At 36.8% G+C, this 14,030-nt stretch carries 12 protein-coding genes; 5 read left to right on the plus strand and 7 right to left on the minus strand.

What is annotated here, in order from left to right:
* Together frr and pyrH are read right to left on the minus strand one after the other, a co-directional pair.
* Positions 1-555 (minus strand): ribosome recycling factor, encoded by a 555-nt coding sequence (gene frr, locus ABVM52_RS10615; protein WP_405380296.1) that lies wholly within the window; start codon positions 553-555, stop codon positions 1-3.
* Between the two features lie 44 nt (positions 556-599).
* Positions 600-1,307 (minus strand): UMP kinase, encoded by a 708-nt coding sequence (gene pyrH / locus ABVM52_RS10620; protein ID WP_089259284.1) that lies wholly within the window; start codon positions 1,305-1,307, stop codon positions 600-602.
* Positions 1,308-1,463: 156 nt separating this feature from the next.
* On the opposite strand from pyrH, the gene ABVM52_RS10625 reads away from it, so the two are divergent.
* Positions 1,464-3,335, plus strand: a complete 1,872-nt coding sequence (locus ABVM52_RS10625) for a peptidase M61 (RefSeq protein WP_405380299.1) — start codon at positions 1,464-1,466, stop codon at positions 3,333-3,335.
* Between the two features lie 95 nt (positions 3,336-3,430).
* Here ABVM52_RS10625 and tsf read toward each other — a convergent pair whose 3' ends face one another.
* The 4 genes from tsf to rplM form a co-directional block, all read right to left on the minus strand.
* Entirely contained in the window at positions 3,431-4,255 is an 825-nt protein-coding gene (gene tsf, locus ABVM52_RS10630) for a translation elongation factor Ts (protein ID WP_405380301.1), read from the minus strand.
* 70 nt (positions 4,256-4,325) lie between these two features.
* On the minus strand, positions 4,326-5,465 hold the full coding sequence (rpsB, locus tag ABVM52_RS10635; RefSeq protein WP_405380303.1) for a 30S ribosomal protein S2: 1,140 nt from the start codon (positions 5,463-5,465) through the stop codon (positions 4,326-4,328).
* 243 nt (positions 5,466-5,708) lie between these two features.
* Complete coding sequence (gene rpsI, locus ABVM52_RS10640) at positions 5,709-6,095, minus strand: 30S ribosomal protein S9 (protein ID WP_405380305.1); 387 nt, start codon at positions 6,093-6,095, stop codon at positions 5,709-5,711.
* Position 6,096: 1 nt separating this feature from the next.
* Positions 6,097-6,552 carry a 50S ribosomal protein L13 gene (gene rplM, locus ABVM52_RS10645; RefSeq protein ID WP_405380307.1) on the minus strand — a complete coding sequence of 152 codons (456 nt, stop codon included), beginning with the start codon at positions 6,550-6,552 and terminating at the stop codon, positions 6,097-6,099.
* Between the two features lie 228 nt (positions 6,553-6,780).
* On the opposite strand from rplM, the gene ABVM52_RS10650 reads away from it, so the two are divergent.
* From ABVM52_RS10650 to ABVM52_RS10665, 4 genes are all read left to right on the plus strand, one after another.
* Complete coding sequence (locus ABVM52_RS10650) at positions 6,781-9,411, plus strand: DUF5916 domain-containing protein (RefSeq protein WP_405380309.1); 2,631 nt, start codon at positions 6,781-6,783, stop codon at positions 9,409-9,411.
* An 85-nt stretch (positions 9,412-9,496) separates the two neighbouring features.
* Positions 9,497-10,003 carry a hypothetical protein gene (locus ABVM52_RS10655; protein WP_405380311.1) on the plus strand — a complete coding sequence of 169 codons (507 nt, stop codon included), beginning with the start codon at positions 9,497-9,499 and terminating at the stop codon, positions 10,001-10,003.
* Positions 10,004-10,134: 131 nt separating this feature from the next.
* On the plus strand, positions 10,135-11,250 hold the full coding sequence (locus ABVM52_RS10660; protein ID WP_405380313.1) for a DUF4249 domain-containing protein: 1,116 nt from the start codon (positions 10,135-10,137) through the stop codon (positions 11,248-11,250).
* On the plus strand, positions 11,238-13,685 hold the full coding sequence (locus ABVM52_RS10665; protein ID WP_405380315.1) for a TonB-dependent receptor domain-containing protein: 2,448 nt from the start codon (positions 11,238-11,240) through the stop codon (positions 13,683-13,685). The genes ABVM52_RS10660 and ABVM52_RS10665 overlap by 13 nt, the downstream gene beginning before the upstream one ends.
* A gap of 7 nt (positions 13,686-13,692) precedes the next feature.
* On the opposite strand, the gene ABVM52_RS10670 is transcribed toward ABVM52_RS10665, so the two are convergent.
* Complete coding sequence (locus ABVM52_RS10670; RefSeq protein ID WP_405380317.1) at positions 13,693-14,004, minus strand: T9SS type A sorting domain-containing protein; 312 nt, start codon at positions 14,002-14,004, stop codon at positions 13,693-13,695.
* Positions 14,005-14,030 lie beyond the last annotated feature (26 nt).

The following is a 14,030-nucleotide window of genomic DNA, read 5'->3' on the forward strand; positions in this document are numbered from 1 at the left end:
TTAGACTTTCATGATTTCTGCTTCTTTCTTCAATAAGAAATCATCTATCTTTTTTGTAAATGTATCGGTTAGGTCTTGTACATCGGCAGTAGCGTTTTTCTGAAAATCTTCTGAGATATCCAAGTCCTTAATTTCCTTATTGGCATCCTGTCTTGCACTACGCACACCCACTTTAGCATGTTCTGCTTCTGCCTTGGCCTGTTTGGTCAATTGAATTCTACGTTCTTCCGTTAATGGCGGAACGTTGATGATAATCATATCGCCATTATTCATAGGGTTAAATCCTAAATTGGAATTCATGATGGCTTTTTCAATTTCCTGTAGCATTCCTTTTTCCCAAGGTTGTACGGATATGGTGCGGCCATCGGGGGTATTTATATTGGCAACCTGTGCCAAAGGTGTCTGTGATCCATAGTAGTCTACCATAACGGAGGATAACATAGCCGGACTAGCCTTACCTGCACGAATTTTTAAAAATTCCCTCTCAAGATGGGCAATAGCGGCAGCCATGCTTTCTTTTGTGGTGTCTAAAATAAATTGTACTTCTTCGTTCATAAAATAAGAATATAACTTTCACTAAACATAAACTATACCAAAATTTAAATGTTTACGGTGGTACCTATGGTCTGTCCGTCAACTATTTTCAGTAAGTTTCCTTTTTTGTTCATATCAAATACTACAATAGGTAATTCATTCTCCTGGCTTAAGGTGAATGCGGTAGTATCCATAACCTTTAATCCTTTTGTCAATACATCTTGAAAGGAAATGGAATCGAATTTTGTTGCATTTTTGTCTTTTTCCGGGTCTGCGGTATAGATGCCATCTACACGTGTTCCCTTAAGAATTACATCAGCCTCTATTTCAATAGCTCTAAGAACTGCAGCAGAATCTGTGGTAAAGTAAGGGTTTCCGGTTCCGCCGCCAAATATGACTACCCTGCCTTTTTCCAAGTGTCTCATTGCCCTTCTTCTTATAAAAGGTTCGGCAACTTCGTTGATTTTAATGGCAGATTGCAGTCTGGTCTGTACCCCACACATTTCTAATGCACTTTGTAAGGCAAGTCCGTTTATGACAGTGGCCAACATACCCATATGGTCTCCTTGTACACGGTCCATACCTGTAGCTGCGCCGGTTAGGCCCCTGAAAATATTGCCTCCACCAATTACAATTGCTACTTCAATGCCTTTGTCTACCACTTGTTTAATTTCTTCTGCATATTCGTTAAGACGATTAGAATCTATGCCATATTGTTTTTCACCCATTAGGGCTTCACCGCTTAACTTTAGAAGAATTCTTTTGTAGTGCATTTCAATTTTTTATTTGACATCAAAAATAATGAAAAATATTGTTGGGTGTGGTCAATAATTAACGCTAGCGTGTCAATAATTATTGGTGCAGGGATTTCATCATTATATCTATCTTTAACAAGGTTTAAATAAAAGCTTATATAACAACAAATTACTATGAAAAAAACATTTATGATTGGGGTACTTGCATCCTTGCTTTTAGGATGCGGTGCAGGAAAAGGCGTTTTGTCCAATACTGATAAACCAATAATTGCAGTAATTGATTTAGTGAATGTGGTAGATGATCGTGTAAAGGTTGTTTTGGCTCCAGATAAATTCAAGTCAGCAGAAGTCGTCTTTCAAATGCCTAAAACGGTACCTGGTACATATAGCACAGATGATTACGGTAAATATATTTCTGATTTTGTGGCCTTGGATTATGAAGGTAATGAAATGGTAGTAGAACAGATAGACGTTAATTCTTGGCGTATTGGCAATGGTATTCAGTTAGATAAAATTCAGTATTGGGTAAATGATACATATGATAGTGAGAATGAGGTTAAGGATGCGGTATTTTCTCCAGCTGGTACGAATATAGCCGTTGGAGAAAATTTTGTGCTTAACCTACATGGTTTTGTTGGCTATTTTAAAGGCTTTAAAGAGTACCCTTACCACCTTCAGATTAAAAAACCTGAAGCACTTACCCCTACAACATCATTGCCTGTAGTTTTAAATAATGCGGATGTTTCTTTAGATGTTTTTGAAGCCAATAGGTACTTTGATGTTATTGATAACCCTATTATGTATGCTGTACCAAATAGGGAAAGTTTTGAAATTAATGGAATTAATGTAACGCTAAGCCTTTATTCGCCAAATGGAGTATATAAAGCGTCCGATTTAAGAGATAGAATGGTTGCAATGATGGGTGCCCAAAAAGAATTTCTGGGGAATGTGGATGCTACAAGAGAATATAATATCTTATTGTATTTGTCAGATATCAATACTCCTGATGCCCTTGGTTTTGGAGCTTTGGAACATCATACATCTACGGTGGTAGTACTACCTGAAGCTATGCCTAAAGAAAGGTTGGAACAGGCTATGGTAGATGTTGTTTCCCATGAATTTTTTCATATTGTAACTCCATTGAGTGTTCATTCAAAAGAGATTCAGTTCTTTGATTTTAATACACCAAAAATGTCTCAACATCTCTGGATGTATGAAGGTACTACGGAATATTTTGCCAATTTATTCCAAGTTCAGCAAGGATTAATAACGGAAGATGAGTTTTATGAAAGAATGTTGACTAAGATAGAAAACGCCAAACTTTATGATGATGAAATGTCCTTTACAATAATGAGCAAGAATATATTAAGTGAACCTTATGAAGCTAATTATGCCAATGTATATGAAAAAGGCGCTTTGATCAATATGTGTTTGGATTTGTTATTGCGGGAAAAGAGTAATGGGAGCAAGGGGGTTCTTTGGTTAATGAAAGAACTTTCTAAAAAATACGGGGTTGACAAACCGTTTAATGATGAAGACCTCTTTAGGGAAATTGTAGCAATGACATATCCGGAAGTAGGTGACTTTTTTAATAAACATGTTATAGGTAAGTCGCCTATAAACTATTCTAATTTTTTAAGTAAAGTGGGACTTGAGGTAAAAGATGAACAGGTGCCAACTAGTTATTTTTTTGATGGTCAAGTACCATATATAGATGTTGATGTGCAAAAAGATAGCGTGGTTTTTATTAGGGAGGGTATAGCCTTAAATTCTTTTTTCGATGACCTTAAATTGCAAGGTGGCGATATTTTAAAGATGATTGATGAACAAGTAGTGTCTGTAAATGCCTTGCGACCAATTATACAGGAAAGTTTTAGTTGGTCTGCGGATCGTTTGATCAAAGTAACTGTTGAAAGAGATGGTGAAATGGTAACGGTAGAAGGTAATGTAGGTCTGCCATATAAAAAGGTGAAGAAGGTAGTATCGCAGAAAAATATTGGACAGGAGATAATTGCGCTTAGAGAAGCTTGGTTAAAGGGTGAATAATTATAGCGTTTAAGGTTATATTCAAAATAACCCCATAAAAAAACCGTCTACTTTTTACAGTAAGACGGTTTTTTATTGAGTTAGTTAAATTGTAATTAACCTAGTGCAACTCTTTTAAAACCTGTAACTTCTAAGCTAGAATCAACAGATTTTACATATTGAGCAACACTTTGTTTGCTGTCTTTAATGAAATCTTGGTTTACCAAGGTGTTGTCCTTGAAGAAACGCTTGATTTTCCCTTGAGAAATTTTATCCAACATTGCCTCAGGCTTCCCTTCTTGACGTAATTGATCTTTAGCGATTTCAATTTCCTTATCAATAATGGATTGGTCTACGCCATCTTCATTTAAGGCAACAGGATTCATTGCTGCCGCTTGCATAGAAACATCTTTAGCAACTTCTTCAGCACCTGGTACAGATGCGGAAAGACCTGTTAAAACAGCTATTTTATTTCCTGCATGAATGTAAGAACCTACAAAAGGAGCACTTAAGGTTTCAAAACCACCAATTTCGATTTTCTCACCAATAACACCGGTTTGCTCGGTAAGTTTTTCTTGAACCGTCATGCCCTTGTAATCAGCAGCCAAGAAAGCTTCTTTAGAATCAAAATTGATTGCTAAATCTGCCAATTCTGTAGCCAATGTTACAAAAGTTTCGTTTTTAGCAACAAAATCGGTCTCACAGTTAAGGGAGATAATTACACCACTGGTGTTGTCATCATTTACCTTAGCGATAGCAGCACCTTCAGAAGAATCTCTGTCGGCTCTTTTTGCTGCAACTTTTTGACCTTTTTTACGAAGAATCTCGATTGCGCTTTCAAAATCACCATCAGCTTCTACCAAGGCTTTTTTGCAATCCATCATTCCTGCACCAGTAGTTTTTCTTAATCTATTAACTTCTGCAGCTGTAATCTTTGCCATTTTTTTTACTTTTAGTGTACCCGTTTTAAAGGGCTATTCTTAAATTTATTTTATCTCGAAAAAGAAAGTGTTATTCTACACCACCTTTGGCATTATCTTGCCATTCCTTTAGCTCATCCCATTTTCCTTCGGCGGCCATTTTGGCTTGCTTTGGCCAAGAAGTTGGGTCTAAATGTGCCATTCTAGAACTAGCCGCCGTCAAAATCTCCTTGATTTTTTCCGCTTCGCCTTTAGAAAGATCGGCGTATGTTGCAATACCTGCAGCAACTAATGCTTCTGCAGCTTTAGGGCCAATTCCTTCAACCTTGGTTAAATCGTCAGCTTCTGTTTTTGTATCATTGGCAACAGCTTCTTGGGTAGCCTCAACATCTACTTCAACATTTGGTACTTTAGCTACTACAGGAGCAGGTTTTGTGTCCACTTTTGCAGGAGTAGGTTCTGGAGTTTCTACAGCTTCTTTTTTCTTAGGAGCTTTTTCTTTTTTGCTTTCTGATTTTCCTTCTGCTGCTTCAGCCTTTTCTGACTTTCTTGCTGCAAGACCTTCTGCAATTGCATTGGTAACCTCTGTCATGATGATATCAATAGACTTGGAAGCATCATCATTGGAAGGAATTAAATAATCAACATCTCTAGGGTCACAGTTGGTATCTACCATTGCGAAAATAGGAATGTTCAATTTTTGGGCTTCCTTAACGGCTATGTGCTCTCTCATAGTATCAACAATGAACAAGGCACCTGGTAAACGTGTCATTTCAGAAATAGAACCTAAGTTCTTTTCTAACTTAGCACGTAAACGGTCTACTTGTAATCTTTCTTTTTTGGAAAGAGTAAGGAACGTACCGTCTTTCTTCATACGATCTATTGAAGCCATTTTCTTAACAGCTTTACGAATAGTAACGAAGTTTGTTAACATACCACCTGGCCATCTTTCTGTGATGTAAGGCATGTTTACATTAGCCGCTTTTTCAGCTACGATGTCCTTTGCTTGTTTTTTGGTAGCTACAAAAAGTATTTTTCTACCTGATGCTGCAATCTTGCTAAGCGCCTCATTGGTCTCGTCTAATTTTGCAACTGTTTTGTAAAGATTGATAACGTGAATACCATTACGCTCCATGTAGATGTAAGGAGCCATGTTTGGATTCCACTTTCTGGTTAGGTGGCCAAAATGCACACCTGCTTCTAATAATTGTTTTACTTCGACTCTCGCCATTTTTAAATTTAGTTTACGTTCTTTTGAATTAGCAATGATAAAGTGGTATCTGGATATGGTATCTAGAAGCCTTCATCATTTAGATGCTAAACTAATCTTACCTTTAATTTTTAGGGATCAAAGGATTTTTAATTGTCCTTAACGGACTTTCAATGAACTTGTTAATATTCTGGAATATCCAGTTTAAATAAAAAATATAAAATAGGCACCCATGATGGGTGCCTGGTAACTTTGTATCTCGAATTAACGTTTCGAGAATTGGAATTTTTTACGTGCTTTCTTCTGACCAAATTTCTTACGTTCAACCATTCTTGGGTCTCTCGTTAACAATCCTTCTGGCTTAAGAATACCTCTGTTTTCGGCGTCAATTTCGCACATTGCCCTAGAAAGCGCAAGACGAATAGCTTCTGCCTGGCCGGTAATACCACCACCGTAAACATTAACCTTAACATTGTAAGTATCTAAACTTTCAGTCAATGTAAAAGGTTGCTTTACCTTATATTGTAATGTAGCAGTTGGGAAGTATACACTTAAATCTTTATTGTTAATGGTAATGTCGCCATTTCCATCAGAAAGATAAACTCTAGCTACAGCGGTCTTTCTACGACCAATTTTATGAATTACTTCCATCTTATTTAATATCTTTTAAATTAACAACAGTAGGCTTCTGAGCTTCTTGACCATGCTCTGTACCTGCATAAACCTTTAGGTTTCTAAAAAGATCTGCACCTAATCTGTTCTTTGGCAACATACCTTTTATAGCTTTTTCAAGAATAGCCTCTGGATTTTTTTCCAAAAGTTGTTTAACCGATGTGGTACGTTGTCCACCTGGGTAACCTGTATATCTTAAGTACATCTTGCTGGACCACTTGTTTCCTGAAAGAGTAATTTTATCTGCATTGATAATTACAACATTATCACCACAATCTACATGCGGAGTAAAACTTGGCTTGTGCTTTCCTCTTAACAAATAGGCAACTTTAGAGGCAATACGCCCTAATGTTTCACCTTCGGCATCTACCAATAACCACTCTTTGTTTACAGTTGTTCTGTTGGCCGAAACGGTCTTATAACTTAATGTATCCACTACTGCTATTTTTAACTATTATTATAATCAACCCCGTCAAACGGGCTGCAAATCTACAACTATTAACTTGAATTGCAAATACTTGTTTCTAAATTTTTTCTATTTTATTTTAAATTCAACTTCTTTGGTAATTTAGAGTGTTAAACTTATTGAATTTTAACCGGGTTTTGTAACACTGTAACACTTTTTGCGTCCTTCCTATATATCAATCAAAAGGACCAACCAACAATGAATTACAAAGTTCTTGTAAATTTTTTATTTCTATGTATTGTATCTATTGCTTTTTCTCAGAGAGACAGTGTGCCAATTAAAAGGGAGTATACCACGGCACCATTGGCCAATGATCAAATCATAACTATAGACGGAATACTTACTGATAAAGGGTGGGACAATGTTCCTTGGGATGCAGATTTTACGGTATTTGAACCAAATAACGGACAATTGCCAAAGCAACCTACCGCATTTAAGATTACCTATGATGCAAAGTATTTATATGTAGCTATTAAATGTTTGGACAGTGTACCCTCTAAAATTGAAAAGCGCCTTGCAAGAAGAGATAATTTTTCCGGTGATTGGATAGAAATAAATATTGATAGTTATCATGATAAAAGAACCGGTTTTTCATTCAATGTTTCTGCTGCGGGTGTTAAAGGGGATGAGTTTATTTCCCAAAACGGTGATATTTGGGATGCTAGTTGGAATCCTATATGGTATACGGCAACCCAGATCAACAATACGGGATGGACTGCAGAAATGAAAATTCCTTTTAGTCAATTAAAATTTGGAACCGCAGATGAACAGGTATGGGGTCTGCAAATTCATAGAAGGTTTTTCAGGGATCAAGAGCGTTCAATATGGCAGCCCATTTCATTGGAATCTCCTGGATGGGTTAGTGAGTTTGGGACCTTAAAAGGGTTAAGGAACATACAACCTCAAAAGCAATTGGAAATTCAGCCTTTTATTGTAAATCAATTTGATAGTTACCCAAAACAAGAGGGCAATCCTTTTAAGGATGGGCAGGATTTTAAATTCAATGCCGGTTTAGATGCCAAAATTGGTATTACCAATGACCTTACTTTAGATTTAACCGTGAACCCTGATTTTGGTCAGGTTGATGCTGATCCTGGCGCCATTGCCTTAGACGGATTTCAAATTTTCTTTGAGGAACGTAGACCTTTCTTTGTTGAAAATAAAAATATTTTCGATTATGAGTTTGCTGATGGTAATGATAACATATTTTATAGTAGAAGAATTGGCAGAAGTCCACAAGGTAATGCAACCACCACACCAGATGAGTATATAAATGCACCTACGAATTCAACAATTTTAGGAGCGGCCAAGTTTTCCGGAAAGACCAAGAACGGCTGGTCTATAGGATTGTTGGAAAGTGTTACGGGGAGAATGTTTGCAGATATAGAAGATTTGGAAGGGAACCAACGTTCAGAACTTGTAGAGCCGCTAACGAATTATATGGTAGGTAGGGTACAAAAAGATTTTAATGAACGTAATTCCTTCCTTGGCGGAATCTTTACCGCAACAAATAGAAATATTCCTGATCATTTAGATTTTTTGAGAAAGAGTGCATATACCGCTGGGTTAGATTTTAAACATAACTGGAAGAACAGGAATTACTATGTTGAAGGTAATTTTGTGGGTAGTCATGTAACAGGTAGTGAAGATGCAATAGCCCGTACACAAACTAGTATAACACATCTTTTTCAGAGGGTAGATGCCGGCCATGTAGCTGTGGATGAAAATAGAACATCGCTTACAGGTACTGGAGGTAAAATTGAATTTGGTAAGGCCGGCGGGGGTAACTGGAGGTATGATGGAGGGCTTATATGGCGTTCTCCAGAATTGGAACTTAATGACATTGGGTTTCTAAGACAGGCAGATGAAATAAAACAAACTGCATCTGTAAGTAGATTATTTATTAAACCCACTAATTTCTATAGAAGGGCTAATATGGAATTAAGTCAATATACTACCTATGATTTTGAAGGGAATTATAATAGAATACAATACCAGTTTGAAGGATTTATAAATTATAAGAACAATTGGTGGACAGAAATAGGGGCGGCCCACAAACCTAGAATTTTTTCGAATACCGTATTACGTGGCGGACCAAGATGGCGTTGGTCCGAAGAGAATTTTGCTTATTTGTTCTTTGGTTCGGACAATAGAAAAAAATTCAATTTTACCTTAGGATATGTAAACAGCCAAGCTGCACAGCAAAATTTTTCATTGGAACGTTATGTATTGCGTTTCTACTATCAACCTTTTGATGCTTTTAGCCTGTCGGTATCTTCAGAATATGAAGAAAACCCTAACAAGACCCAATATGTTACTGAAAGTGATTATAACGGTATTCCTAGATATATAACGGGTAATATTGATCAACGTACGTTCAGTACATCCATCCGTTTTAATTATAGTATAAATCCAAACCTATCCATTCAATACTACGGTCAACCTTTTATATCCAGGGGCTTGTATACAGATTTTAATTATGTGTCCAATTCCTTGGCTAAGAACATTAATGAACGGGTTACCCTGTATACCCCCGATCAGATTGTTAGTTCAGGTATGGGAAATTCCTATTCTGTTGATGAAGATTTAGATGGTATCGTTGATTATGAAATAGCGAATCCAGATTTTTCCTTTGTTCAATTCAGGTCCAATCTGGTAGTTAGATGGGAATATATTCCGGGTAGCGAAATTTTTCTTGTTTGGGCTCAGGGTGTAGCTGGGTTGGCTGATCCTTATGGTACTTTGGGTAGTAATCTAGACGGTCAGATTTTTGGACAAAAGAAGGATAATACATTTTTAATTAAGGCAACTTACCGTTTTATTCGATAAGCGTTATATTTTGATGCGTAATTTTGCTATGAAATAATATGTCTATAATTTCGTTCTAAGAGATTGTTAACCAAACCTTAATATCATGTATAAGAATTTTTTAGCGCTTTTAGGATGTGCCTTGGTGTTTGTGTCCTGCAGTTCAGATAAAAATGATGCGGCAATAGAAGAAGAAATGACACTTAACGCGTTAGTTGGAACTTGGAACGCTACGGAACTTAAAATAGATAATAATACTGCAAGTGATGATGCTAAGTTGGCCAAAGGTATCTTAGACCTTCTGACCGATAAGGAATGTTATTTGGTTACGTTACAGTTCAATGAAGATTTGACCGCATCTGCCAGAAACAGCGCCAGTTATGTGGAGTTTGACTTTAGTGCATCAAGTTTTGATGTTCCTTGTCCTACACAATATGATGAAGAAACCAGTACCTATACTTTTGAAGATGGTGTTGTTACTACAATAGATAGTAATGGGGAAGTATTAATGATAGATGTATCAATTGATGGAGATATCATGTCCGTTGATGCTGCTGATCTTGAAATCCCCGATTTTGCAGACAGTGGTGAGCTGATTTTTGTTCGGCAGTAATTAATTCCTTATGTCATAAATTACAGGTCTTTGCATTAATTTGTTAAGGCCTTTCTTTTTTGTAACAAGTTGTTACTATTCGGTTTATCTTTAAGCGTATTCATTACACTTGTGATAAATTGAATAACCTTATGGCCAAAAAAATATATTTGCTGGTATTGTCATTATTATTGATCAATTGTATTGATCCCGTTGAACCTGAATTTGAGTTTAAAGAAGGGCTGGTATTTATAGAAGGTATAGCCACTACGGTCAAAGGGGGGTCTTATGTCATTATCAATAAGTCTTCTACAGAATTTGGAATAAATAAGACAAAATTTGAAAAAGGTGCAAGTGTTTCGTTCGTAAATTCTGTTTCTGGTGAAGTGGTCAATTTAACCGAAGTGGAAGGGGCCTATGTGCCATCCGTAGAATTTAACGCCAATATTGGTGAGCAATGGCAATTACAGGTTACTTTGTTAGATGGTACACAATACAACTCGCAACCAGAGCGTATTCTACAGCCTGTGCCCATCTCAAATATAAGCGCAACATATAATCCTGAACTACAATTTAATGACGGTACAAATTCTTTTGAACCCGGCCATGCCATTTCATTGACATTCAACGATCCGGCCGATAATGAGAATTATTACTATTGGACATTCAAGTCTTTTGAAAAACTGGTGGTTTGCAAAACTTGTTTTGATGGTATTTACAGAAATGAGATCTGTCAACAAACCGATATTGCAACTCCAGATTATTTTGACTATTTGTGTGATCAAGAATGTTGGCAGATACGCCTGCCGGAGAGCATTGCTATTTTTGATGATAAATTTTCCAACGGTAAAACCACTACAGATTTGGTAGTGGCCAATATACCTTTATACACAAAGAATAATATCTTGGTAGAAATTCAGCAATTGTCCTTAACCCCAGATGCCTATGAATACTATAAGGTGTTGAAAGATTTAGTCGATAATAATAGCGGATTTAATGCACCGCCACCGGCAGCTTTGATCGGTAATATGTATAACCCCAATGATGCTGACGATTTTGTATTTGGAAGGTTTACTGCTGCAGCAACAACATCCGCAGATATTTTTATTGAACGCGGAGATATTCCTGAAAAGCCGTTAGAACCTCAGAGAAGCTTGAGTGTTGAGCCCACTTTTCAATCTCCCTACCCACCACCGGCTACTACAGAGGCTGCTTGTAACGAAGAACGATTTAGAACCGCAATAAAACCTGCAGCATGGACAAATTAAATCAGAAAAAGGTATGTGATAAGCGTATTTGTATCATTTTGCTCTTGGGATTCATTTTTACCACGTTTTTTTCCAGTTCACTTTCTGCGCAAGAATTTTTGCTGGGGGTAGAGGTTTATGAAAAATCCACTAACCAGCCTTTAGAAAGTGCGGAGATAAACATACAACCCTGTGCGTGTGGTGGTATTACCAATAATAACGGCCTTTTTACCATTAGGCTAATGGCTAATACTTATGAGTTAACCGTAAACTACATAGGTTTTAAAAGTAGGAGAACAACCATTGACCTCAAGTCAAATAATACAATAAAGTTATTTCTTGAAGAGGAACAGGAACAACTCTCCGAGGTGGTTGTACGGGCCAAAAGAATCAATGATAATTTAGAACTTCCACAAATGGGCGCCCTGCAATTACAAACACAGGAACTTAAAAAAATGCCTTCTGGTCTGGGCGAGGCAGATGTGCTTAGAAGTATGACCCTTTTGGCCGGGGTAAACAACGCAGGGGAAATAAGTAATGGATTGTCGGTCAGGGGAGGAGCTTTGGACCAAAATCTATTGCTGTATGATAACGCCCCTGTTTTTAATCCTACACATTTATTTGGACTTTTTTCGGTTTTTACTCCAGATGTAATTTCTAGCGTAAATTTATATAGGGCCAATATACCTGCACGCTACGGTGGTAGAATAACTTCTGTATTAGATATAAAAGTGAAGAATCCGTATGTAGATAAATTTAAGTTAAGCGGCGGGGTAGGTATTGTTTCAAGCAGATTAAACATTGAGACTCCATTAATCAAGGGTAAACTTATGATTGCGATAGGAGGTAGGGCCGGACTTACGGATTTTCTTTTGCCCCTATTTTCAGAACGGTTAAAGAATACCAAAGCAAATTTTTATGACAGTACCGTAAAACTATTATATCTGCCAACCAATAATGACCAGATTACATTTACAGGATTTTATAGTAAGGATTATTATCAATTGGACTTGATCACTAAGATTCAGAATATCAATGCCGAGAACAATCAATATGATTTTAGGACATTGAACGGAACGCTGAATTGGAGACATTCCTTTAATGAAAAGAGTAATCTTAGAACCAATTTGGTCATGAGCAATTATTCGCCCAAAACCATTTTTCCGGAAATTGATAATCCCAATAATATTGAGTTTACATCTCAGATTGTTTATAAAAGCTTGGCTTCTGAATTTTCAAAGGAAATCAATCAAGATGCTTCGTATTATTTTGGAATTCAGGCCAATAAATATGAAATTAGTCCGGGGGAATTAAGTCCAGGAAATGGTAACAATGTGGATCCTGTTTTGTTGGCAAAGGAAAACAGTTATGAGTTTGCTACCTACGCCAACATGAATTATAATCCTACAGATGCCATAGCAATCTCCGCTGGGTTGCGCTTTAGCCATTATGTGTTGGTTGGTCCATACAGGCAGGCTGTTTTAGATGAAACTACGGGGTTGTTGCTTGCGGTCAATGAATTTGAAAAAGGTGCCGGCGTAAAGACCTACAACGGTTTGGAGCCAAGATTGGGTGCTAATATAAAATTGAACCAAACAACATCTATCAAAGCTAGCTATGCCCGCTCCAAGCAATATTTGCAAAATGTGTACAATAGCACAACGCCTTTGCCTACTTCTAGATGGAAAACATCTGACCCTAATATATTACCGCAATTGAGCGATACATATGGTCTAGGTATATATAAGAATATCTCAAATAATGAAATAGAACTTGGCTTAGAAGGCTATTACCGGTCTTCGGAAAATAATTTGACCTTTAAACCAGGAGCAGATTTCTTTTTAGAAGAATTTCTTGAACGTGATGTTATACAAGGGGAAGGTAAAGCGTATGGAATAGAGTTCAGTATTAAAAAATCCGTAGGAAAAATTAACGGTTGGTTTAATTATACTTGGTCAAAGAGTTTATTAAAATCCGATAATGAAAAATTAGGGGATAGAATCAATAATAATAATTGGTTCGTTTCGGATTTTGATAGGCCCCATGTCATCAATTCCACGGTTAATTTTGAGGGTGATAAATATAACACTTGGAGCTTTAATTTTACCGGACAGACAGGAAGACCCTACACCGTGGCCAATAGTGTTTTTAAATTGGAGAATTTAGATGTCCCCATTTTTATTGAACGCAATAATGCACGTCTAAGACCTTACCACAGATTGGATTTTTCATGGAATGTAAAATATAGCAAAAAGTTGAACAAAAGGTGGGTTGGCGATTGGACGTTTACCATTTATAATGTGTATAGTAGAAGAAATCCTTTTAACAACTACTATGCGCAACGACAAGATGGTGTAGATACTGATGTGTTTCTAAGTAGCCCTTTAGGTTCCTATGAGCTTTCTATTTTGAATAGCCCTTTGTTTTCATTGACTTATAATTTTGTGTTCCAGTAAGGTTAACTTACTGTTTATAGAATTTACGCTGAATGGTTTGTAGATCCGATCGTATGCTAATTAGATAAATACCTTTTTTAAGATTGGATATAGGTATGTTCAACGCGTTGTTCTTTATTCTCCATTGATGGTGTAAAACCTGATTTCCATTGATATCCCGTATGGTGATTTGAGCTGTTGACGTATTCAAAATCCCTATAATATTAACCACATTGGTTGCAGGGTTTGGAAAAACCTTTACCGCATTAGTAGCATCCTGTGCCTGTACATTTATGTTTAGTAGAAGGGTAAAAAAAGAAAGAATGATGGCTTGCTTCATTAATATAGCGCACCCAATTAGATGGG

Origin of the sequence: Maribacter sp. LLG6340-A2, from assembly GCF_045057105.1 — a bacterium.
GTDB lineage: Bacteria > Bacteroidota > Bacteroidia > Flavobacteriales > Flavobacteriaceae > Maribacter.

What these genes read in the sequence shown, in the direction of transcription:
- frr (WP_405380296.1), bottom strand. Translation starts at nt 555, where the DNA reads ATGAACGAAGAAGTACAATTTATTTTAGACACCACAAAAGAAAGCATG.
- pyrH (WP_089259284.1), bottom strand. Translation starts at nt 1,307, where the DNA reads ATGCACTACAAAAGAATTCTTCTAAAGTTAAGCGGTGAAGCCCTAATG.
- ABVM52_RS10625 (WP_405380299.1), top strand. Translation starts at nt 1,464, where the DNA reads ATGAAAAAAACATTTATGATTGGGGTACTTGCATCCTTGCTTTTAGGA.
- tsf (WP_405380301.1), bottom strand. Translation starts at nt 4,255, where the DNA reads ATGGCAAAGATTACAGCTGCAGAAGTTAATAGATTAAGAAAAACTACT.
- rpsB (WP_405380303.1), bottom strand. Translation starts at nt 5,465, where the DNA reads ATGGCGAGAGTCGAAGTAAAACAATTATTAGAAGCAGGTGTGCATTTT.
- rpsI (WP_405380305.1), bottom strand. Translation starts at nt 6,095, where the DNA reads ATGGAAGTAATTCATAAAATTGGTCGTAGAAAGACCGCTGTAGCTAGA.
- ABVM52_RS10650 (WP_405380309.1), top strand. Translation starts at nt 6,781, where the DNA reads ATGAATTACAAAGTTCTTGTAAATTTTTTATTTCTATGTATTGTATCT.
- ABVM52_RS10655 (WP_405380311.1), top strand. Translation starts at nt 9,497, where the DNA reads ATGTATAAGAATTTTTTAGCGCTTTTAGGATGTGCCTTGGTGTTTGTG.
- ABVM52_RS10660 (WP_405380313.1), top strand. Translation starts at nt 10,135, where the DNA reads ATGGCCAAAAAAATATATTTGCTGGTATTGTCATTATTATTGATCAAT.
- ABVM52_RS10665 (WP_405380315.1), top strand. Translation starts at nt 11,238, where the DNA reads ATGGACAAATTAAATCAGAAAAAGGTATGTGATAAGCGTATTTGTATC.
- ABVM52_RS10670 (WP_405380317.1), bottom strand. Translation starts at nt 14,004, where the DNA reads ATGAAGCAAGCCATCATTCTTTCTTTTTTTACCCTTCTACTAAACATA.